The 20,444-nt window shown below is 35.6% G+C and carries 16 protein-coding genes; 4 read left to right on the top strand and 12 right to left on the bottom strand.

Going from position 1 to position 20,444, the window contains the following annotated elements; all coding sequences use genetic code 11:
- Positions 1-16: 16 nt before the first annotated feature.
- Both AC1W31_RS12105 and AC1W31_RS12100 read right to left on the bottom strand, forming a co-directional pair.
- Positions 17-808, bottom strand: a complete 792-nt coding sequence (locus AC1W31_RS12105) for a 3-keto-disaccharide hydrolase (protein WP_481734710.1) — start codon at positions 806-808, stop codon at positions 17-19.
- Positions 809-934: 126 nt separating this feature from the next.
- On the bottom strand, positions 935-4,630 hold the full coding sequence (locus AC1W31_RS12100) for an immunoglobulin domain-containing protein (protein WP_481734709.1): 3,696 nt from the start codon (positions 4,628-4,630) through the stop codon (positions 935-937).
- A 154-nt stretch (positions 4,631-4,784) separates the two neighbouring features.
- On the opposite strand from AC1W31_RS12100, the gene AC1W31_RS12095 reads away from it, so the two are divergent.
- From AC1W31_RS12095 to AC1W31_RS12085, 3 genes are all read left to right on the top strand, one after another.
- Entirely contained in the window at positions 4,785-6,320 is a 1,536-nt protein-coding gene (locus tag AC1W31_RS12095; protein ID WP_481734708.1) for a MoxR family ATPase, read from the top strand.
- A 66-nt stretch (positions 6,321-6,386) separates the two neighbouring features.
- Positions 6,387-7,010 carry a Uma2 family endonuclease gene (locus AC1W31_RS12090; RefSeq protein ID WP_481734707.1) on the top strand — a complete coding sequence of 208 codons (624 nt, stop codon included), beginning with the start codon at positions 6,387-6,389 and terminating at the stop codon, positions 7,008-7,010.
- A gap of 13 nt (positions 7,011-7,023) precedes the next feature.
- A complete protein-coding gene (locus AC1W31_RS12085) occupies positions 7,024-7,716 on the top strand; it encodes a peptidase associated/transthyretin-like domain-containing protein (RefSeq protein ID WP_481734706.1) in 693 nt (230 codons plus the stop codon).
- Between the two features lie 36 nt (positions 7,717-7,752).
- Here AC1W31_RS12085 and AC1W31_RS12080 read toward each other — a convergent pair whose 3' ends face one another.
- From AC1W31_RS12080 to alaS, 9 genes are all read right to left on the bottom strand, one after another.
- Complete coding sequence (locus AC1W31_RS12080; RefSeq protein WP_481734705.1) at positions 7,753-8,637, bottom strand: tyrosine-type recombinase/integrase; 885 nt, start codon at positions 8,635-8,637, stop codon at positions 7,753-7,755.
- Between the two features lie 293 nt (positions 8,638-8,930).
- A complete protein-coding gene (rpsU, locus tag AC1W31_RS12075; protein ID WP_481734704.1) occupies positions 8,931-9,125 on the bottom strand; it encodes a 30S ribosomal protein S21 in 195 nt (64 codons plus the stop codon).
- 133 nt (positions 9,126-9,258) lie between these two features.
- On the bottom strand, positions 9,259-12,102 hold the full coding sequence (gene leuS / locus AC1W31_RS12070) for a leucine--tRNA ligase (protein ID WP_481734703.1): 2,844 nt from the start codon (positions 12,100-12,102) through the stop codon (positions 9,259-9,261).
- A gap of 190 nt (positions 12,103-12,292) precedes the next feature.
- A complete protein-coding gene (locus tag AC1W31_RS12065) occupies positions 12,293-13,177 on the bottom strand; it encodes a hypothetical protein (RefSeq protein WP_481734702.1) in 885 nt (294 codons plus the stop codon).
- A 60-nt stretch (positions 13,178-13,237) separates the two neighbouring features.
- Positions 13,238-14,239, bottom strand: a complete 1,002-nt coding sequence (locus AC1W31_RS12060) for an aminodeoxychorismate synthase component I (RefSeq protein ID WP_481734701.1) — start codon at positions 14,237-14,239, stop codon at positions 13,238-13,240.
- A 5-nt stretch (positions 14,240-14,244) separates the two neighbouring features.
- On the bottom strand, positions 14,245-14,661 hold the full coding sequence (locus tag AC1W31_RS12055) for a c-type cytochrome (RefSeq protein ID WP_481734700.1): 417 nt from the start codon (positions 14,659-14,661) through the stop codon (positions 14,245-14,247).
- Between the two features lie 115 nt (positions 14,662-14,776).
- Complete coding sequence (locus AC1W31_RS12050) at positions 14,777-15,016, bottom strand: hypothetical protein (RefSeq protein ID WP_481734699.1); 240 nt, start codon at positions 15,014-15,016, stop codon at positions 14,777-14,779.
- A 14-nt stretch (positions 15,017-15,030) separates the two neighbouring features.
- Positions 15,031-15,195, bottom strand: a complete 165-nt coding sequence (locus AC1W31_RS12045) for a hypothetical protein (protein ID WP_481734698.1) — start codon at positions 15,193-15,195, stop codon at positions 15,031-15,033.
- Positions 15,196-15,236: 41 nt separating this feature from the next.
- The gene (alaS, locus tag AC1W31_RS12040) at positions 15,237-17,882 is read right to left on the bottom strand and encodes an alanine--tRNA ligase (protein ID WP_481734697.1); all 2,646 of its coding nucleotides are present in this window, start codon (positions 17,880-17,882) and stop codon (positions 15,237-15,239) included.
- Between the two features lie 280 nt (positions 17,883-18,162).
- Between alaS and AC1W31_RS12035 the strand changes: the two genes are divergently transcribed.
- On the top strand, positions 18,163-18,540 hold the full coding sequence (locus tag AC1W31_RS12035; RefSeq protein WP_481734696.1) for a MerR family transcriptional regulator: 378 nt from the start codon (positions 18,163-18,165) through the stop codon (positions 18,538-18,540).
- A 308-nt stretch (positions 18,541-18,848) separates the two neighbouring features.
- On the opposite strand, the gene AC1W31_RS12030 is transcribed toward AC1W31_RS12035, so the two are convergent.
- The coding region (locus AC1W31_RS12030) for a xanthine dehydrogenase family protein molybdopterin-binding subunit (RefSeq protein ID WP_481734695.1) at positions 18,849-20,444 on the bottom strand (1,596 nt) is incomplete at its 5' end.

Genomic DNA, 20,444 nt, shown 5'->3' with positions numbered 1-20,444 from the left:
AATTATCCATTATTCATTAATATTCCATAATTTCAATCGACTTAAAATCCATCGGGTGACTGTTAGATTGTAACGAAATATAGCCATTTGTTACAGCATCATTTCCATTAACGATAAAGGTTTTACCGATAATATGCATTGGGTCAAATCGAGGGTTTTCGTATTCCAAAATCTTTTCTCCATTAATAAAATGAGCCATTTTACCGTCTTTCACGTCAATTTCTAAAGTTACCCATTGGTCGCCATGAAAAGTACGTTTCACCGTTGCGGGCGTGCAATAAGCTTTATTTTTATCTCCATTCACGGTTACATAGATTCCGTTGGCACAAATTTCACCCAAAGGATTTTCATCTTTTCCATTGCCTCCGTGCAGATTATACTCCAAACAAACAGGAAAGTTTTGCATTTTTTCCACCGTGTTTGGGTCTTGACAATAGAATTGCACTCCACCGTCTCTGTAACCCCAAGTTGGTGCTCCTGGAGCAGTTTCTCCCACAAATCTATATGTTACTTTTATTCTAAAATTGGCGTACTTCTTCTTGAAATACAAAGCGCCAAACTGATTATCAAAGCTTTTATATTGGTCATAACGAGTGCTTAAAATGCCATTTTCAATTCGAAAAGTATTGTAGGCATTTTCACCCACTGGAAATCCTACGATTTTCGGTTTCCAACCATCGAAGTTTTTACCGTTGAAAAGTTGCACCCATTTGGGTTTGACGCTTTTTCCTTGAGGTTTTTCTTTTGTAAAAGCAGCGAAGTTTAGACAAAGAGATAGCAGTAATAAAAAGTTTATTTTACGAATCATCGTGTTAAGTTTTAGTATTTATGTCAAATTAAGCCGTATTTATCTTTATACTTATGCTGATTTATCGTTATAAAAAATACGGACTGAAATTGACATTCCAACCCGTAATGTAAATATTGTTAATTTCTAAGGAGTTCTAAACTGTAGAGTTGTACCATTCAGAAATGACAGAACTCCATTGGTTATAATTGAACCGACCCGAGCATCACCACTAAAAACCGTTACTGTTGTTCCTCCCGCCACGGTGGTAGCATCCACAAAAGTAGGCACACGCCCACATGACCACGTACTTCCTGCGTGCCAATCGCCATTTACCATACTGATTAATTGGTTGGTGGTAACGTTGAAAGAAGGAGAGACAGGACTGGTTACGCCATTGCTTACTACTCGAATATTATAATTTCCAGAGGGTATATCCAAGGGTAAAATAACGTTAATTGGAGACGTTGTACTTTGCCCAATTACCGTTGGATTTACTGGAAAATTACCCGAAACATCCGATAATTGAACACTTGCGGCTGTACCTGCGGGAATTCCATATCTATCAAATTCTAAGCTAAACATATTACCATTACAAAGTGTATTACCCGTTATTTTAGGAGTTGAAATAATACTGGTAACATTATTTGATAAAATTACAACTGAAATATCGAAAGTATTTCCAACTCTATCAATCGGATTAGAGGGTTCAAAATCAAAAGTTGCCCCATTATATTGTTTTGAAACAACTCTTATCCGTAGTCTTGTAAATCCTGTATTTGAGCCATTGGGGACTGTAAAACTTTGGTTTTGAGAAGTGTTCCAATGTTGAGCAAATTGGTTTTTTATTAATTCTTCGCCTACATCATCAAAATCTCCATCATGATTTGAATCTATCCATACTCCTGTTAATAAATTTTCAAAACTTGAACTACTAAAATTACTTGTTTGTATCAAAGAATAGGTTTCTCCATTTTTCAAAATGACGGATGGCTTCTGTAAGTTGATAGAATTATAGTCATAATAACCGTTTACGATGTCACTTGGCATATAATTATTATAGGGTCGTTTGAATAATGTATCAGTAGAACTCAAAATTACCATCTTATTTGTAAGTTCATGATAGCTCGTTTGCTGAAATGGTTTTATATACCACCGAGCATTATTTTTATCTTTTGTTTTTACATTTAAATAAAAATCGGTTGATGAACTATTATACCCTCCACAAGTATTACTGTAAGATATATTATACTTTTGCCCATGTATAGGAGCTAAATTAACCGTTATCGTTCCACTGTTAACAGGAGAATTATAAATTTGACCTCCTCCTGCTGGATAACTATTTAGGTAGATACTATACGGTGGAGCGCCTCCTGAAAAATTAACATTCAAGGCTGTAACCTCTCCTTCATTAATGCTATTTCTTGATAAATTAGACGTAATACTGACAGAAGTATTAAATAATTCAAATGTTGTGGCAAAAACTGGAGAAATTAAATTGCCTGTTTTTTTAACAACCCTTAGGCGGTATCCTTTACCCGGAGGAAGTTGTAAAGAGACTGGAATACTACAATTAATCTCTTGTCCCCCTTCGGCTTCGGTCAACACACGAGTAGTACAGATATGCCCAATATCCTGTGGATTAGCGAAACTTCCATTTATATCTGAAATCTGAACGTGGTAAAATTTATAGGTTAAGGTGTCTAAAAACTCTCCTGCAAATCTTACATTAAAAGTACCACAAAGCTTATCAATGGCAGTAGTATCATAGTAAGCCTTATATACTTTCATTATTTTAAGATACGGATTTCCAACTGAAATCATGATACTATCCGATGTTGTATTCGTACACACATTATCAGATACTCGAATTGTTTTATATTTTCTGTTAGTAGTAAGTAAAATATTATTATCAATTGGAATATCTCCATTAGCTAAACTTGAAAATGTCCTACCATCGTTTAATTCCAACGTAATACCAGCACCACCTGTTCGGCCAAAAACACTTATCGGTGTACCGTATTGAATAGATAATTTCTTAACAGAATTGTAGTAATAGTAGGGGTCATAAATACCAGCTAATAGTGTAGCAACAGGCTTCGTTTTGATGAATAATAAATTGGGGGCTTTGTTAATTATTTTAGTAATAATATCAACCACCGGCACAACTCGGACATAAAATCCACTACTATAATAATAATTTATTAAAGACGAATTACAAATGATTGGGCTACTTGTTCCAGTGCCAATAATGGTAGGAAAAGAAAAATCTGCGTAAGTAGAGGCTTCCACTTTATAGGCAGTAGTTGTGGGCAATGGTGTACCAGATATAGTATACTTTAACGGAAATTGATTACCCTGACAAACCCCTAATATTGGCAATGAATCAGTAGTTATTGTGGTTGGAGTTACTCCGTTATAAACATTCAATACATAATCTTCAATTTCACCATTTTGGCTATTAACACAAGGATAATTTCCGATATAGTAGCTGTCACTTCCAAGCATTACTCTCATTCGAGTTTGACCACTAAACGCATTTGCTGGAATCCTTAAGGTATTGGTAAAACTATTTATAATGCTTTGAGAAGAAGAACTTTGGCTGGCAGGAAAAATTCTCTCGCCTGTTTCAAACAATCCATTTTGGTTCAAATCTACAAAAATTGAAAAATATTGTTGCGCTTGCGATAAAGCCTGAATTGTGAAATTATAATTAACATTTGCGTTCATGTTTGCGGCTGTAAAACTCTCACCCCAACCATCACCAGCCTTACCTGAATTTAAATTATTAATGGTTGTCCCTTGAATAGAGAAGTTTTTAATTCCTTGTGTACCCAATCCATAATTAGGACAGTATTTTGAATCATTAATTCGCACTCTAAGGCTTGATGAATTATTTAATTGAGAACCACAAGCATCTGTTATTGTGCTGATTGTATAAGTTCTTACCCCACTCACAGGAGATGTGAATTGATAATCTCTAAAAGAATTAATATTCGTTTCTACCGTATTATTCACCCCATCATTTAAGGTATAGTTGAAAGGTGGGCGACCACCACTAATCCCTGCTCTCAATGTAAATGATTCATTTGATTTAATAAAAAAGGGAATCCCATAAGCACTGTATCCATTATTATTGCCATTATTAAAAGTCTGCATACTACTACTCAAAGCATAAGGAATACTTAGACTTACATAATCAGAAACAATACCACAACCACTCGCATTCGTTACTTTTACTGAATAAGAACCATTCGTTGATGCGATATATGAGGTATTTGTAGCATTGCTGATATTAGATGAATAAGCTAACCATTGATATGTATAACTATTATTCGGATTGGTAACGGTAAGCGTTTGCGTTGCCCCTGTACACAAACTAACACTTCCATTCACATTAAGTAAAGGAATTGCTGGACTTGATAATACTGAAAAAGACTCACTGTAATCACTAAATGCTGATGGTAATTTAGAAAATACCCTAATTCGATAACCAGTTCCTGCTGGCAAACTTTGCCCGTTAATATCTATATAACCGACATAAATAACGTTTACATAAGGAGTAAAACAACCAATTTCTCTGGGTTGTATCAAACCATTTTCATTAGATAACTCAACAAAATGATTGGGCGAATATTCCGACAAATTCACCACATTAGAAGAAAATGCATAACTCAAATTGTTATAGTAATTGTTTGTACTACTACAAATCTGGTTTGTGCCAATAATGGGTTTTGTAATCCTAAAAGTACTTTGGGCTGAAATAAACGAAATTGAAAGAAAGAAAAAAACAGAAAAAAACAGTATTGCTTTCAAGAAATTCTTAATAGAAAGTAGATACATAGCGTAGTAAATTAATGGTTATGTTAACAATTTGGATAAATTTAAAAAAAATAATTAACAATAAAGAGAAATATCGTGAAAGAACTTTTTAGCGAATATCTTGTTTGTAATGGTATAGCTTTATAATTACAAAAAAGGATTAAAACCAATAATAATGCAATACAAAAACCTAACATCAAGCGATCTTTTAAAAATCAATACACTTAGTGCGTTGAAAGCATCTGGGTATCAACCAAAGTCTATTAAAGACGAATTAAGAGAAAATCTTATCGCAAAAATTAAAAATAAAGAAAAAATTTTTGAAGGAATTTGGGGATTTGAAGATACCGTAATTCCTGATTTAGAACGGGCTATTTTGTCACAACATCATATTAACCTTTTGGGGCTTCGTGGACAAGCAAAAACTCGTATTGCTCGTTTGATGGTTAATCTTTTGGATGAATACGTGCCCGTTGTAAAAGGTTCTGAATTGAATGATGACCCATTACAACCGCTTTCACGTTTTGCCAAAGATTTAATTGCCGAACACGGTGACTTAACACCCGTAACTTGGATGCACCGTGACGACCGCTACACCGAAAAATTGGCAACGCCTGATGTATCCGTGGCCGACCTTATTGGTGATGCCGACCCCATCAAAGCGGCAACCTTGAAATTACCTTATTCTGATGAAAGAGTAGTTCACTTTGGACTCATTCCACGTTCGCACCGTTGTATTTTTGTAATTAATGAATTACCCGATTTACAGGCTCGTATTCAGGTTTCTTTATTCAACATTTTGCAAGAAGGCGATATTCAAATTCGTGGTTTCAAAATCCGCTTGCCATTGGATTTACAGTTCGTCTTTACGGCCAATCCGGAAGATTATACCAATCGTGGTTCGATCGTTACGCCATTGAAAGACCGTATTGATTCTCAGATTGTTACGCATTACCCGAAGACGTTGGAGATTGGAAAAAAGATTACTTTGCAAGAAGCCAAATTGAAAGACGGACAGGTGGAAATGGTCACGACCAACCACATCATGGACGATTTAATTGAGCAAATTGCCATTGAAGCCCGTGCTTCTGAATTTGTGGATGCCAAGTCGGGTGTTTCTGCCCGTATGACCATTTCAGCTTACGAAAATTTGGTTTCTGCCGCTGAAAGACGTGCTTTATTGAACGGTGAAGACAAAACTTACGTGCGTGTAGCTGATCTCGTTGGCGTGATTCCTGCGGTGTGTGGGAAAGTGGAATTGGTTTATGAAGGTGAAGTAGAAGGTCCCGTAATTGTGGCTCAAAACCTTATTGGAAAAGCCATCAGAACGCAGTTTTTAAATTATTTTCCAGATCCAGAAAAAATCAAAAAAGCTTCTAAAGATAAGGCTGGAAAAAATCCTTATAAACCAATTATTGACTGGTTTATGGATGGAAATATGATGGACATTTTGAATGATAGCGCAGATAATGACTATTCCGCTCGACTCAGAACCATTGATGGATTGGATGATTTAATCGAAAAAGTCTATCCACAAATGCAAGGACGGGAGAAATTATTTATGATGGAATTTGTCTTGCACGGTTTATCAGAATTCTCAATTATTGCAAAAAAATCATTAGAAAAAGGCTTACAATTCAAAGATTTAACCGATTCACTATTCGATTTGGATAACTTCAAATTTGATGAAGATGAGGATGATTTTAGATAACGATTAAATGAAAGACTTGGCAATTTTGTCAAGTCTTTTTATATTGCAGCAAACAAAGACAAAATTATGTCGGTAGCTGAAATAGAACCTCCCAAATCGGTACGTCCACCCAAATTAAAGGAAATACCAGAAGCACTCGTGTATGAAATCATAGACGGGCGAAAACTGTATTACAAAGGTTATAAAGACGTATTATCTAAAAAGAAAAAAATAGAGGACATCATGGGTGCGAGTGGTTTACAATCGTTTATTATTCAGTATATTTTAAGAATGTTATTCACAAAAGTGAACCCTGATATCTACTACTTTCTTACGAATGAAATAGGCACACATTTATCCAAAAATACAAATCTGTCTGGTGACATTTATATATTTGAAAAAAGTAAATTACCAGCCTCAAAAATCAATGTTCATTATTTAGATATTCCTCCAAAAATTGCTATTGAAATAGATATCAGAATTGATCTCTCTGACGATAAAGATTTTGAATATACTTTTACCAAAACCCAAAAATTATTAGATTTTGGTGTCGAGAAAGTAATCTGGATTTTCTCTAAAATGCACAAAGTAGTCGTTGCTACAAAAGATGAGGACTGGATTGTGAGGGATTGGAATAAAGATATAGAACTCCTTGACAGTCATCTGTTTAATATTGGAGAATATTTAAAAAATGAGGGAGTGGAAGTATAAAGTAATATCACCCATGAAAAAGCTAAAATTAATTATCTACAATTTTTTAATTATCATTCTAACTACAAAATGCGGTTTTTTTCAAGCGCCTGTAAAAAATTCAATTGTAGAAGGAAAATTGTTTAAAAAATATACTAATGAACCTCTCGTAGGATGTCAAATTTCGGCTAATGTCCAACATGGATTTAGTGTTCCAGAAGATTTGGGTAAAACCGTAACTGATAAAGACGGAAAATTTTCGTTGAAAGTATTAACCGAATATAGCTCCTATTCAATGTTTTTTGATTCTTATAATGAACCCGAATTTTATATAGAATTCCCTTCTCAAACAGGTTCTTATAGAGAAATGATTCTTTCTAATTCTCAAAATTATAATCTTTCTTTGCCGATAATATTTCCAATGGGTTTTATCCCAGATTTTCATAATACTAAGCCGTTTGATAAAAATGATAAATTAATAGCTGAGTATTATCAAAACGGAAAATTGATTAAGAATCCTCAAAAAACAAAAGAAGGAAGAGAAGAATATTTAGGGGATAGTTTAGATTTTAAACGTCGCAATAACTCATGGTTTACAGAAGGAAATACTTATTTGAAAATTAAAATGTTTATTACCAAAAATGGAAAAACTGAATTGCGAGAAGATTCCGTTTTTTGTATGCCATTAAAGACTCCCACTCCAGCCACAAAACGTATCGAATATTAAAATCCAAAATCTTCAATCGAAAATCCGAAATGGAATTCACGCCTTCGGATGCGCCTGCTGATAAATCTTCTTAATTTTTTCCATCGAATTGTGCGTATAAACTTGCGTGGCGGATAAGGAAGAATGTCCCAAAAGGTCTTTTATAGCGGTTAATTCTGCACCATTATTGAGTAAATGCGTAGCGTAAGAATGTCGCAAAATATGGGGAGATTTTTTAGCGAGTGTGGTAACTAAACTCAAATATTTTTTCGTAATTCGCTGAATCATAACGGGATATGCTTGATTTCCTTTATCCGAAACTATTACATTTTCGTGCATTAATCCTTCCGAATTTTTAAAACTTTGATAATCTTGAATCAATTTTACTAAAGGCTGATTTATCGGAATAATTCTTTCTTTATTTCCTTTTCCTAACACTTTTACCGTCTTACTATAAAAATCAATATCTCGTTCCTTCAAATCTATCAATTCCGACAAACGCATACCCGTTCCGTACAATAATTCCAAAATTAATTTATCTCTCACACCCGCAAAGTCATCTGGAAATTCAACTTCATCCAATAAATTATCCAACTCTTTTTCACGCACAAATTCTGGGATATTTTTCTGGGTTTTCAAAACCGATATTTTCAGCATTGGGTCTTTTTCAATGATTTTTTTCTGTAAAAGAAATTTATAGAAAGTTCGTAACGTAGCAATCTTCCGATTCACCGAACGATTTTCAATTTTCCTTTCTACCATCGAAACAATCCAAGAGCGAATCATCTGAAAATTAGCCAATTCTGGATGGTTGAAGTCGTAGGATTTCGACAAATATTCCGCAAATTGTTTCATATCAATTCCATAAGCCGTAGTGGTATGGTCAGAACTACGCTTTTCGTACTTAATATATTTGAGAAAGCAAGAGATTATTTCATTCATATTTTGGGACATGGATTTAACGGATTAGACCGCATCGGCGGACCGCACAGATTAAAATTGATTTTATAAAGTATTAGAACATAAGAAAAGATTGATTCAGAATCAAAAATTCTTAAAAGTAAACAGTCATAAAATTAATAAAAATCCGTGTCAAATCCGTTTTCCGTCTCGCATAAAAAAAGCGTTAGCATAAACTGTTTAGTTTATGCTAACGCTTTTTGTTGCTGACGGTTATCGGCTTAATTCACGATTAAATTGATAACATAAATGTTATTAAAAATCAAATCAACGAACTATGCCTCTTCGTTACCGTACATTCTTTGCTTATATGACGCACGAATCATTTCTGTACGACGAGTAATTGATGGCTTAATAAAAGCACCTCTTCTGCGAAGTTGCTTAACTACACCAGTTTTTTCAAATTTTTTCTTAAATCTTTTTAACGCTTTGTCGATTGACTCGTTTTCTTTGATATTGATAATCAGCATATTATATTTTTGTTTAAATCTTTTTTTGTAATTAGAGGTGCAAAGATAAGGGTTTGAATTTTAAATGTCAAGTAAACTAATCAATAATCGACTGATAAATTAACAGTTAAGCTTGTTTTAAACTACTAACCCATCAAGGAACCACATTTACAATTCTTTTAAGCACAACAATTACCTTTTTAGGCGCTTTGCCTTCCAACCATTTCTGAACAATTTCATTGGCTAAAACACCCGCTTCAATATCCGCTGGAAGTGCATCCGTTGGGAATGAAATATTAGCTCTTACTTTTCCATTAATTGAAATTGGATATTCAAAGTTGGCTTCTATTAAATAGTTTGGGTTGAATTTTGGGAATGAAGCGTAAGAAATTGTTCCTGCTTCGTTACCCAATAATGTCCATAATTCTTCGGCAATGTGTGGCGTATAGGGCGACATTAAAATGACTAATTCTTGCAAAATTGCCTTTTTAGAACATTTCAACGAACCTAAATCATTCACACAAATCATCAACGTCGACACAACCGTATTGAACGAATAACGTTCTAAATCTTCCTCAACTTTCTTGATAGCGGTATGTAAAACCTTCAATTCTGCTGGCGTTGGCACTTCATCTTTTACTTTAAAAGCACCCAAATCATCGTAAAATAAACGCCAAACTTTTTTGATAAATCTAAATGAACCATCAATTCCGTTGGTATTCCAAGGTTTTGCTTGTTCCAAAGGCCCCAAGAACATTTCGTACAAACGCAAGGTATCAGCACCCACTTTATCCACTAAAATATCGGGATTGACAACGTTGTATTTCGATTTCGACATTTTCTCAACCTCCACACCGCAAACGTATTTTCCATCTTCCAAAATAAACTCAGCATTGGCAAAATCTTCTCTCCAATTTTTGAACGCATTGGTATCCAAAATATCGTTATTGACAATATTTACGTCCACATGAATCCCTGTTGTTTCGTATTGGTCTTTCAAATTATAAGAAACAAAAATTGGATTTTTGCCCTCTCCTACCGAAGATTTCACTCGATAAACAAAGTTAGACCGTCCCTGAATCATGCCTTGATTAATCAATTTCTTAGCAAATTCTTCTTCTGGTACTAATCCTAAATCTTTCAAGAATTTATTCCAAAAACGGCTGTACAATAAATGTCCAGTAGCGTGTTCAGAACCACCGATGTACAAATCAATAGCTTTCCAGTAATTGATTGACTCCTGCGAAGCAAATTCTTGCTCGTTTTGAGCATCCATATAACGATACCAATACCAAGACGAACCTGCCCAACCTGGCATCGTAGAAAGTTCGTATTCGTATTCGCCTTTATATTTCCAGTTTTCCGCACGTCCCAAAGGTGGTTCGCCCGTTTCAGTTGGTAAATATTTATCAATTACGGGTAATTCTAATGGCAATTTTGACTCTTCAATCAAATAAGGTAAACCGTCCTTAAAATACACTGGAACTGGCTCGCCCCAATAGCGTTGGCGACTGAAAACAGCATTTCTCAAACGGTATTGAATCTTACCTTTTCCGATGCCTTTTTCTTCCAAATAAGTCGTTAAAATTTTGGTTGCTTCTTTGTATTCCATGCCGTTGATAATCCCAGAATTGATATATTTTCCTTCTTTGGTATTATCAGCTTGGGTATCCATCTCTTTTTGAGCATTAAGAATTGGAATAATTGGCAAATTGAAGTGCGTCGCAAAATTCCAGTCACGTTGGTCGCCCGAAGGAACGCCCATCACCGCACCAGTTCCGTAACCAGCCAAGACGTAATCAGCCAAATAAATCGGCACTTTTTCGTCATTGAAAGGATTAATCACATAGCTTCCAGTGAATACCCCCGAAACCTTTTTCACTTCCGACATACGGTCTAATTCACTCCGAGAAGCGACCCATTTTATGTATTCTTCAACAGCTTCTTTTTGTTCTGGTGTAGTCAAAAATGGCACTGATTCCAATTCTGGGGCAATTACCATGAAAGAAACACCGTAAATGGTATCAACTCTTGTGGTGAAAACCTCAATTGATTTTGGATTTTCGATTTTCGATTGCAGATTTATTTTCGAGAATTCCTCAATCCGCAATCCCAAATCCGCAATCGAAAATCTTACACTCGCTCCTGTACTTCTACCAATCCAATTACGTTGTTGGTCTTTCATTGAATCAGACCAATCTACTTCGTTCAATCCATCAATCAAACGGTCGGCGTAGGCAGTGATTCGCATGGCCCATTGCTTCATTTTTCGTTGTTCAACGGGATAACCGCCTCTTTCTGAAACACCATCTTTTATTTCATCATTTGCCAAAACTGCTTTCAAACCTGGACACCAGTTCACGACCGATTCGTCAGGATAAGTCAAACGATATTTCAACAACATTGACTGTTGGTCAAATTCGCTCATTGCATTCCATTCCTCCGAAGTGAAAACTGGCGTATCTTCATCACAAACCGCATTGACCGATTTATTTCCTGACATTACGAATTTTTCCACCAAATCAGCAATCTTCAAAGCCTTGTTTGCATCCTTATCGTAATAATGATTAAACAATTGCATGAAAATCCACTGCGTCCATTGATAATATTTTGAGTCCGAGGTACGCACTTCTCTGCTCCAATCGTAGCTAAAACCAATTTGTTTTAGTTGACGGATATAAGTAGTAATATTTTCTTCGGTAGTAATGGCAGGATGTTGCCCCGTTTGAATAGCGTACTGTTCGGCAGGTAAACCAAAAGAGTCAAAACCCATTGGGTGCAAAACATTAAAACCCTTCAAACGCTTGTAGCGAGCAATAATATCAGAGGCAATATACCCAAGCGGATGCCCAACGTGCAAACCAGCCCCAGATGGATAAGGGAACATATCTAAGACGTAATATTTGGGTTTTAAGTGATTTATCTCCGTTTTGAAAGTTTTATTATTCTCCCAGAACTCTCTCCATTTTTGTTCTATTTCTTTATGATTATATTCCATTTGTTTTAGTTAAGTATTCGTTAAAAATTAGTTTATGGTTGAATATGTTGTAATAGCTTGATTAATAACGAGTTCCAATACTACTGCCTAACAACTAAATCCTAACCCCTACTTATTAGTAATTAGTAATTGGTGGATATATCGGACTAATCACCAATCACTGTAACACAAAATTAGAACTTTAAGAGGATTAAATAAAGGATTGGACGTACTTAATGAATTTGATACTTCCTGCATTGAAAACTTCAAGATGTTTATCGTCAGTGAGGCAATTGGTAGGCAATCTTTCCAAAGTATTGATGTTTATAAAAAAAATCTGTGGTGTTGAGTTTTCTCTTTTCGTAAAACCCAATTTATCATAACTTCGCCCATCCGACCAATCACGGTCGGCATAGGACATAATATCATCGGGTTGATGCTCTTCCGAAAAGGCTTTCAATAATTTATCCATTCCTCCCACAACCACATATCCTTTCAAGGAAGCAAATCTTATTAATTCATACGACCGTGTGCCTGCCCGTTCTCCTACTTTCATCGTTCTACCTCCGCTAAAAGTAGCAACGGCGATGAGTAATTTTTGCAGCTTATTGCCGTTAAATTGTGTGGTTGGTGTCTCCATCAACCACTCCGATTTATTCATAAACCTTTCAATATATTGCGGTTTCAAGTATAATCCATACTTGAATTTAGCCTTCACAGAACCTTGTAAGTGATTGATTTCTAAGAAATTACCTGTCGTATGCTTGTCAATTCTTTCAATAAAACAATGCCTTGCGTGTAGGCGTGTAAATGAGCCTAAGATTGCCAAAATTCGAGATTCTACCAGTACTGTTTTACTTAAATAAACGTCTTCCCAAAGATGGATTATTCGTTGATTTTGAGCATTTAATTTATCGGAAATAGTTTGAAAATAAGATACAGAGAGCTGATTTTGTTGGAAAGATTGGAGATCAATTAGGTGTAAATAAAAAGAAGATTGAGGAAGAAAAATAGTTTCAAAAACAGATACCGAATGATTAATTTCAAAAGGTATTTGATTGATTTTTAGGAGTTTATGTATTTCTTTTTTCCACATAATTAGTACCACAGACTTTAGTCTGTACACAAACACAGACTAAAGTCTGTGGTACAAAAGTTAAATAGGCAAATATATTTTATCAATCATTTCTTGATATTCAGATTTTGCGTCCGAAAATACCGTTATTCCACCACCACTTTTAAAAGTCAACCTTCCATCTTCTTGTTTTTCGATAAAGCGAATCATCACGGAACTATCTAAATCTTTTCCATCGAATATCCCAAAAACACCCGTATAATAGCCCCTATCGTAATTTTCGGCTTCTTTTATAATTGCTAAAGTTTGCGGTTTGGGCGCTCCACAGATTGAACCTGCGGGTAATAATTTAAACAAAAGTGTTCCAATTTGGGCTTGATAATCCGCTGGAAGTTTTCCGCAAATTTCGGAACTTACTTGCAATAAATCTCCATCGTGCGAATGAATTCTACTGATATACCTAAATTTTTCAACCCATACTTTTTCCGAAATCATGCTAATATCATTACGAATTAAATCAACGATGGTGGTATGTTCAGCAAATTCTTTTTTATCGTTCAAAATCACCGCTTCAGCATCAGGAATATCGGCTGAAATAGTGCCTTTCATCGGATGGGAGGAGATGATTCCATTTTCAATTTTGACAAATATTTCGGGAGAGAACAGCACAAATTTATCTTTGAAATATAACTGATATTTTGCCCGACTACGTTGGAAAATCTCTTGCAACGACAAATTAATTTTGATGGGAGTCGGCTTCGTTAAATTCGTCAAAAAACTATCGCCACGCAGCATTGCCTGTTTTACAAAATCAAATGACTTTAAATATTCTTGAAAACTAATTGGATATTTTTCTAAATAAAGCGGTTTTTCATAAGGAGATTTCCCAAAAGAAAAATTCGTTTTATCGTTAATTTTATAGAAGATATTTGCTTGTTCAACCTCCTCTAAAGTCAAAACAATGGGCTGTTTCATTTCATAATCAATTACGAAGAAAAACGGCTTGGCTTGACTACCCAAATCGTTCATTTTTTGGATAGCTTGTTGGGTTATTTCTGGATGTATTGGGAGATTTTTTTTCAAAAAATTTATTGATTGTCTAAATAAGCCATGATGGCCATAATTTCTTCCCTTTTCAAATTTGGGTAAGGTGTCATTTCAGTATAATTGAATTTTTTGTATAAATCTAAGGCATATTTGTCTCCACTTTTTATGACTTTTTGAGGATTATGAACCCATTTAACAATCCACTCAATTGGTCTTCTTTTTACAATTCCTTTCAACCCTGGCCCAACTACAACTTCGTCTGTTGCAGCATGACAAGTTGAACAGTTATTTTTAAATATTGCCTCTCCTTGTGCCAGTTCTGGTGTGTAAGCAGTTGGATTGCTTTTCATATCAACTACTCCACAATAAAACTGAGGTTCTTCTAAAGGTACAATAGATTTTGAATAATCATAAAAAGCGTATAACACCATTCCAAAACTCATTAATATTAAAATCAATGATAATGAAATAATTTTTACAATATGCAGAATATAAATTTTCATCTAAGAAAACAACAAGTAAAAAGCCCTAAAAAGTTTCGTTTTTAGGGCTTTTTTGCAATAAAATGGATAATTATGAAATCGGAATTCCAGCATCTTTCATCATTTGTTTTCCGATTGCTATTTGTTCAGAATATAATTTATTCTTTCCATGCAAATAACTATCAAATGCTACTTTAAATTCTTTTTGCTCATCTTTTGAAAGGGAATCATAATAAACAAACCAATCCCTTTCGACATAACTTTCTGAAAGCCTATCAGGTGCTTGTCTCAATTTTTCAAAATGTTCCTGAAAATTAAATGTTATAGTCATGATTTTAAAATTTATTAGTTTGACTTCAATAAGTTTAAAATTAAGTTATTGATTTCTGTCCAGTTGTCCAAGAGTCTATCAATTTCTGATTGACTTGCACTCACTTTAACGGCTTTATCAAGATCTTTCTCAATATTCGCTTTTATTTCTTGAAAATATTTCAATATGGTCTCTTTCATAAACACTTAAAATTAAAAAATCATTCTGTCATTTCAAACCTCTACGCAACAAAACTTTTCCCTTTCTCAATCGCACTTTTAAGCCCCAAAACATCATTTCCACCTGCCGTAGCAAAGAACGGCTGACCACCGCCTCCACCTTTGATTTCTTTGGCAATTTCTTTGATAATTTGTCCTGCATTTAGGTTTTTGGATGCTACTAAATTCTCCGCAATCATTACTGCCAATTGTGGTTTTCCGTTTACTTCTGCTCCCAAAACGCAATATAAATCGCCAATTTTTGCTTTTAATTCGTATGCTAATTGCTTCAAAGCATCGGCAGAGGGAACTTCCACTACTTCCGCAATCATGTTGATATCACCCACGGAAATAATTTTGGCGTACAATCTTTCTTTGACTTCTTGGAGTTTTTCATTCTCGAAAATTTCTATTTTTTTCGAGAATGAATTACGCTCTTCCTGTAAAGCTTTCACGGCTTTCACGAGGTCATTTTGTCCTTTGAAAAGCTCTTTCAATTCTTCAATAATGGCTAATTGCTTATTGATTTCTGACATCGCCTTTTCACCCGTATAGGCCTCCACACGACGTACACCCGCAGAAACTGAACTTTCAGCTACGAATTTAAACATACCGATTTCGCCCGTTGCGGGTACGTGTGTACCGCCACAAAGTTCAACCGAAAATGTAGGGTCAAACGTAATTACTCTTACAAAATCACCGTATTTTTCACCAAAAGTTGCCGTTGCACCCCATGCTACCGCTTCTTGAATTGGAACATTTCGTTTTTCATTTAATTTGATATTTTCACGAATTTTATGATTAACGATTTCCTCAATTTTTGCTAATTCTTCATCCGTAACTTTCGAGAAATGAGCAAAGTCAAAACGTGTAACTTCTTCGTTTTGGAATGAACCCTTTTGAGAAATATGCGAACCCAAAACCTGACGCATCGCTGACAACATTAAGTGCGTAGCAGTATGATTTTGCGTAATTCTTTGTCTTCTTTTAGTATCAATTTTGGCAGTTACAATATTTCCTACATCAATATTTGAAAGAATTTCACCCACCTTTTTATCGGTAGAAATATGAATAAATAAATCATTCTCTTTCTTCGTATCAGCAATATTAATTGACTGTCCATTACCTACTACCAAAGCTCCACTATCTCCAACCTGTCCACCCATTTCAGCGTAGAAAGGAGTTTTATCCAAAACGATGTGATACTCTTCGCCAGTTTTGGTTTTCACTTTACGATATTTAGTAATTTTTGATTGTGTTTCTATTTCGTCATAACCCACAAATTCAAAGTCGAAATCTTCATCCGACACAATTACCCAATCAGTAGCTTCTTTGGTTGAATCTTTACGAGAACGGTCTTTCTGAGCTTGTAAAGCCGTTTTAAAACCTTCTTCATCAATCGAAAGTCCATTTTCACGAGCAATTAAAGCAGTTAAATCAGAAGGAAAACCGAAAGTATCTGATAATTCAAAAACTACATTTCCGTCAATTATACCATTTTTAGGCGTTTCTTTAATGATATCATCCAAACGTTTCAAACCTGTTTCTAAAGTTCTCAAAAATGAATTTTCTTCTTCCAAAATTACCCGTTGGATGAAATCTTGTTGTGCTTTTAATTCTGGAAAAACGCCATCGAATTGTTCTGCCAATAACGGAATAATGGTATTCATAAACGGCTCACGGAAACCCAAATAAGTATATCCATAACGAACTGCACGGCGAAGAATACGTCTAATTACGTAACCAGCCTTGTTATTTGACGGTAATTGTCCATCTGCAATAGCAAAAGCAATGGCACGAATATGGTCAGAAATTACTCGTAACGCAATGTCCGCCCACTTTTCTTCTCCATAGATTTTACCCGCTTTATCGCCAATAAATTTGATGGTATTTGAAAAAACGTCCGTATCATAATTCGACTGTTTACCTTGAATCGCCATACAAAGACGCTCAAAACCCATCCCCGTATCCACATGTTTTGAAGGCAAAGGCACTAATGAACCGTCTGCCATACGCTCAAATTGCATGAAAACATTATTCCAAATTTCAACCACTTGCGGGTGGTCATTGTTCACTAAATCTTTACCCGAAATTTTAGCTAATTCATCCGCATCCCTTAAATCTATGTGGATTTCTGAGCAAGGTCCACAAGGGCCAGTCTCGCCCATTTCCCAGAAATTATCTTTTTTATTGCCTAAAATAATACGGTCTTCGCCCAACATTGACTTCCAAATATCCCAAGCTTCTTGGTCGAAAGGCACGCCATCTTTTTCATCTCCTTGAAAAACGGATACGTAAATTCTGTCTTTCGGTAATTTATAAACTTCCGTCAAAAGCTCCCACGACCACGCCAAAGCCTCTTTTTTGAAATAATCGCCAAAGGACCAGTTGCCCAACATCTCAAACATTGTGTGGTGATAGGTATCAAATCCTACGTCTTCCAAATCGTTGTGTTTACCAGAAACCCTCAAACATTTTTGGGTATCAGCAATGCGTTTTGAAGGTGGCGTACCGTTGCCCAAGAAAAAATCCTTGAATTGAGCCATCCCCGAATTATTAAACATCAAGGTTGGGTCGTTTTTGGCAACGAGTGGTGCAGAGGGCACAATTAAGTGTCCTTTTGAAGCGAAAAAATCTAAAAATTGCTGACGTATTTGTCTGGAAGTCATGTTGATTTCGGATTTACGATTTTTGATTCTGGATTTAATTTTTCAAGAAATTAGCTTTCCGTATAAGTTATTGATAATGAAAATATTAACAAACAACTGATAAGGAATAACGAATAACCGTTAAATATTTCCGAATTAATGATTTGTTTTTTAACTTGTAAATTATTCGATTTTACGGTTAAAAGTCCGCAAATTTACATAAAATTGTCTTTGATACCTGACAGGTTGATGAAAACATATTAATTGCTTTAACACGTTTCCTTACTCGTGTTTTAAATTCATGGAACTAACCAAGCGCTATTATTCAATTTCGGAAGTTGCACAGATGTTTGAAATGAACATTTCTAAGCTCCGTTTTTGGGAAGAACAATTCCCCACTTTATCGCCCAAGCGTGACCGTTCGGGTGATAGAAAATATACCCCAGACGACATTAAACATCTTCAAGAAATTGTGGAATTAGTTGATGATCAAGGACATACGATTGACGGAGCAAAAAAAGCGTTGGACAATAAAAGGAAGAAAAAAAATGTCAATCAGGGTGTGATTGACCGATTAATTGAGGTAAAATCTTTCATGACTTTTTTACGAGATTCATTAGATAAAGATATAAAAGCCCAAAATCATGAAGATGAATTTGAAGACGCCGAAGCCGAATAAATTGTCGGAATTTGAATCATCCACTTGTAAATTTACTTCCACCTTTTCAGTCATAATTTTCAAAATATTTCTAAAAAACAAGCATCACAAATAGTCTTTTCTAACTCTTCATTTTTGGATAAGCCACCCCATTTCCAATAATAAATGCTTAATAATCAAATAATTATTGCATTTTTATTATTTTAAAAATTTACTTCTAAATAAATATTTGGAAATAAAAAAGCGATTTTCACGAATAATTTTCGCATAAAATCGCTTAAAAACTGATGGCATGACTTTGAGTCATGCCATCAGTAAATAGACATTTCTTAAACAATATTATCAATATCAAAAGGCAAAGTCCGAATTCTTTTTCCCGTCAAATTAAAAATTGCATTACACAAAGCAGGCGCAATTGGTGGAAGTCCAGGCTCGCCAACACCACTTGGGGCTTCTTGATTTTCGATGATATGCACTTCCGTTTTTGGCATCTCGTTGATTCTCATGACATTGTACTGATGAAAATTACTTTGTTCTACCATTCCTTCTTTGAAAGTAATATCATTTTTAATGGCCGCCGTTAATCCCATCACAATATTTCCTTCGGTTTGGGCGATAACATTATTGGGGTTCACGGTCATTCCGCAGTCAATTACCGACACGACTTTCTCAATTTTCACGCCTTTTCCTTGTTTTGAAATCGTTACGGCATGAGCCACAATCGACCCAAAAGAACGGGTAACGGCAATGCCAATGGCTTGATTTTCAGGCAATTTATGATGATAATTTGATTTCTTGGCTAAAGTTTGCAATACTCTACTGAATCTTGGAGCATCCGCCAACATATCCAAACGGAAAGCCAATGGATCCGTTTTGGCAGCGTGTGCCAATTCGTCCATAAAACTTTCTTGCCCGAAAGCCGTAGTCGAAGAATAAACCGAACGCCACCATAAAATCGGAATATCGGTTTCGGCCAAATGAAAACTCATCGTCCGACTGCCAAAATTATAGGGGCTATCTTCCATATTTGCCGTTTCGGGAGCCCACGAATCAGGAGCATTTTTCAGCGGATTTTTGAAAACTTGGTGTTCAATCGAACTACCCACAATTTTGTGATTATGCGCAACCACTGCACCCTTATCATCCAAGCCCCCTTCCATCACCGATACCATTCCTGGACGGAAAGGTCCTTGCATAGTATCGTCCTCACGTGTCCAGATAACTTTTATTGGCGCATTTACTTGTTTTGAAATATGCACAGCCTCCATCACGTAGTCATAATAGGCTTTTCGTCCAAACGAACCGCCCATAAACGGCACATTTACTTTTATGTTTTCGGGCTTGATTTTTAGGTATTGTGCCACTTCCTGCATCACACCATCGGGTGCTTGTACGGGTGCCCACAATTCTACTTTATCACCTTGCACCCAAACGGTAGCATTTTGTGGTTCTAAGGCAGCGTGAGCCGCAAATGGCGTTTGATAATAGCCTTCTACTTTTTGGGTTGCGCCCGCAAATTCTTTGGTAAAATCGCCTATAGTATTATCTTTATAAATTTCGCCTTTGGTTTTTGCCAATTTTTGTAAATCAGCATAATACGCATCGGTGGATATTTTATCCGAACCTTCGGCATCCCATTTTATTTTCAAGGCTTTCCGACCCTTGAGGGCTGCCCAATAATTATCCGCTACTACTGCTACTGCCTCAACGGTTTTGTGAGGCATTTTTCGCTCGGTTTTTAACACAAATTTTACGCCTTTTACTTTCATTGCATCCGCTCCGTCATAGCTCAACACTTTTCCGTGAATCGTTGGGGAATGCTCGATGCTGGCGTATAACATTCCAGGGACATCTCCATCAATCCCAAAAACAGCACTTCCGTTTACTTTGGAAGGAATTTCTGGACGTGGCACTGATTTTCCTAA

The sequence above is a fragment of the Arcicella sp. genome, from assembly GCF_964672035.1.
This window is presented reverse-complemented; position numbering and strand designations above follow the sequence as displayed.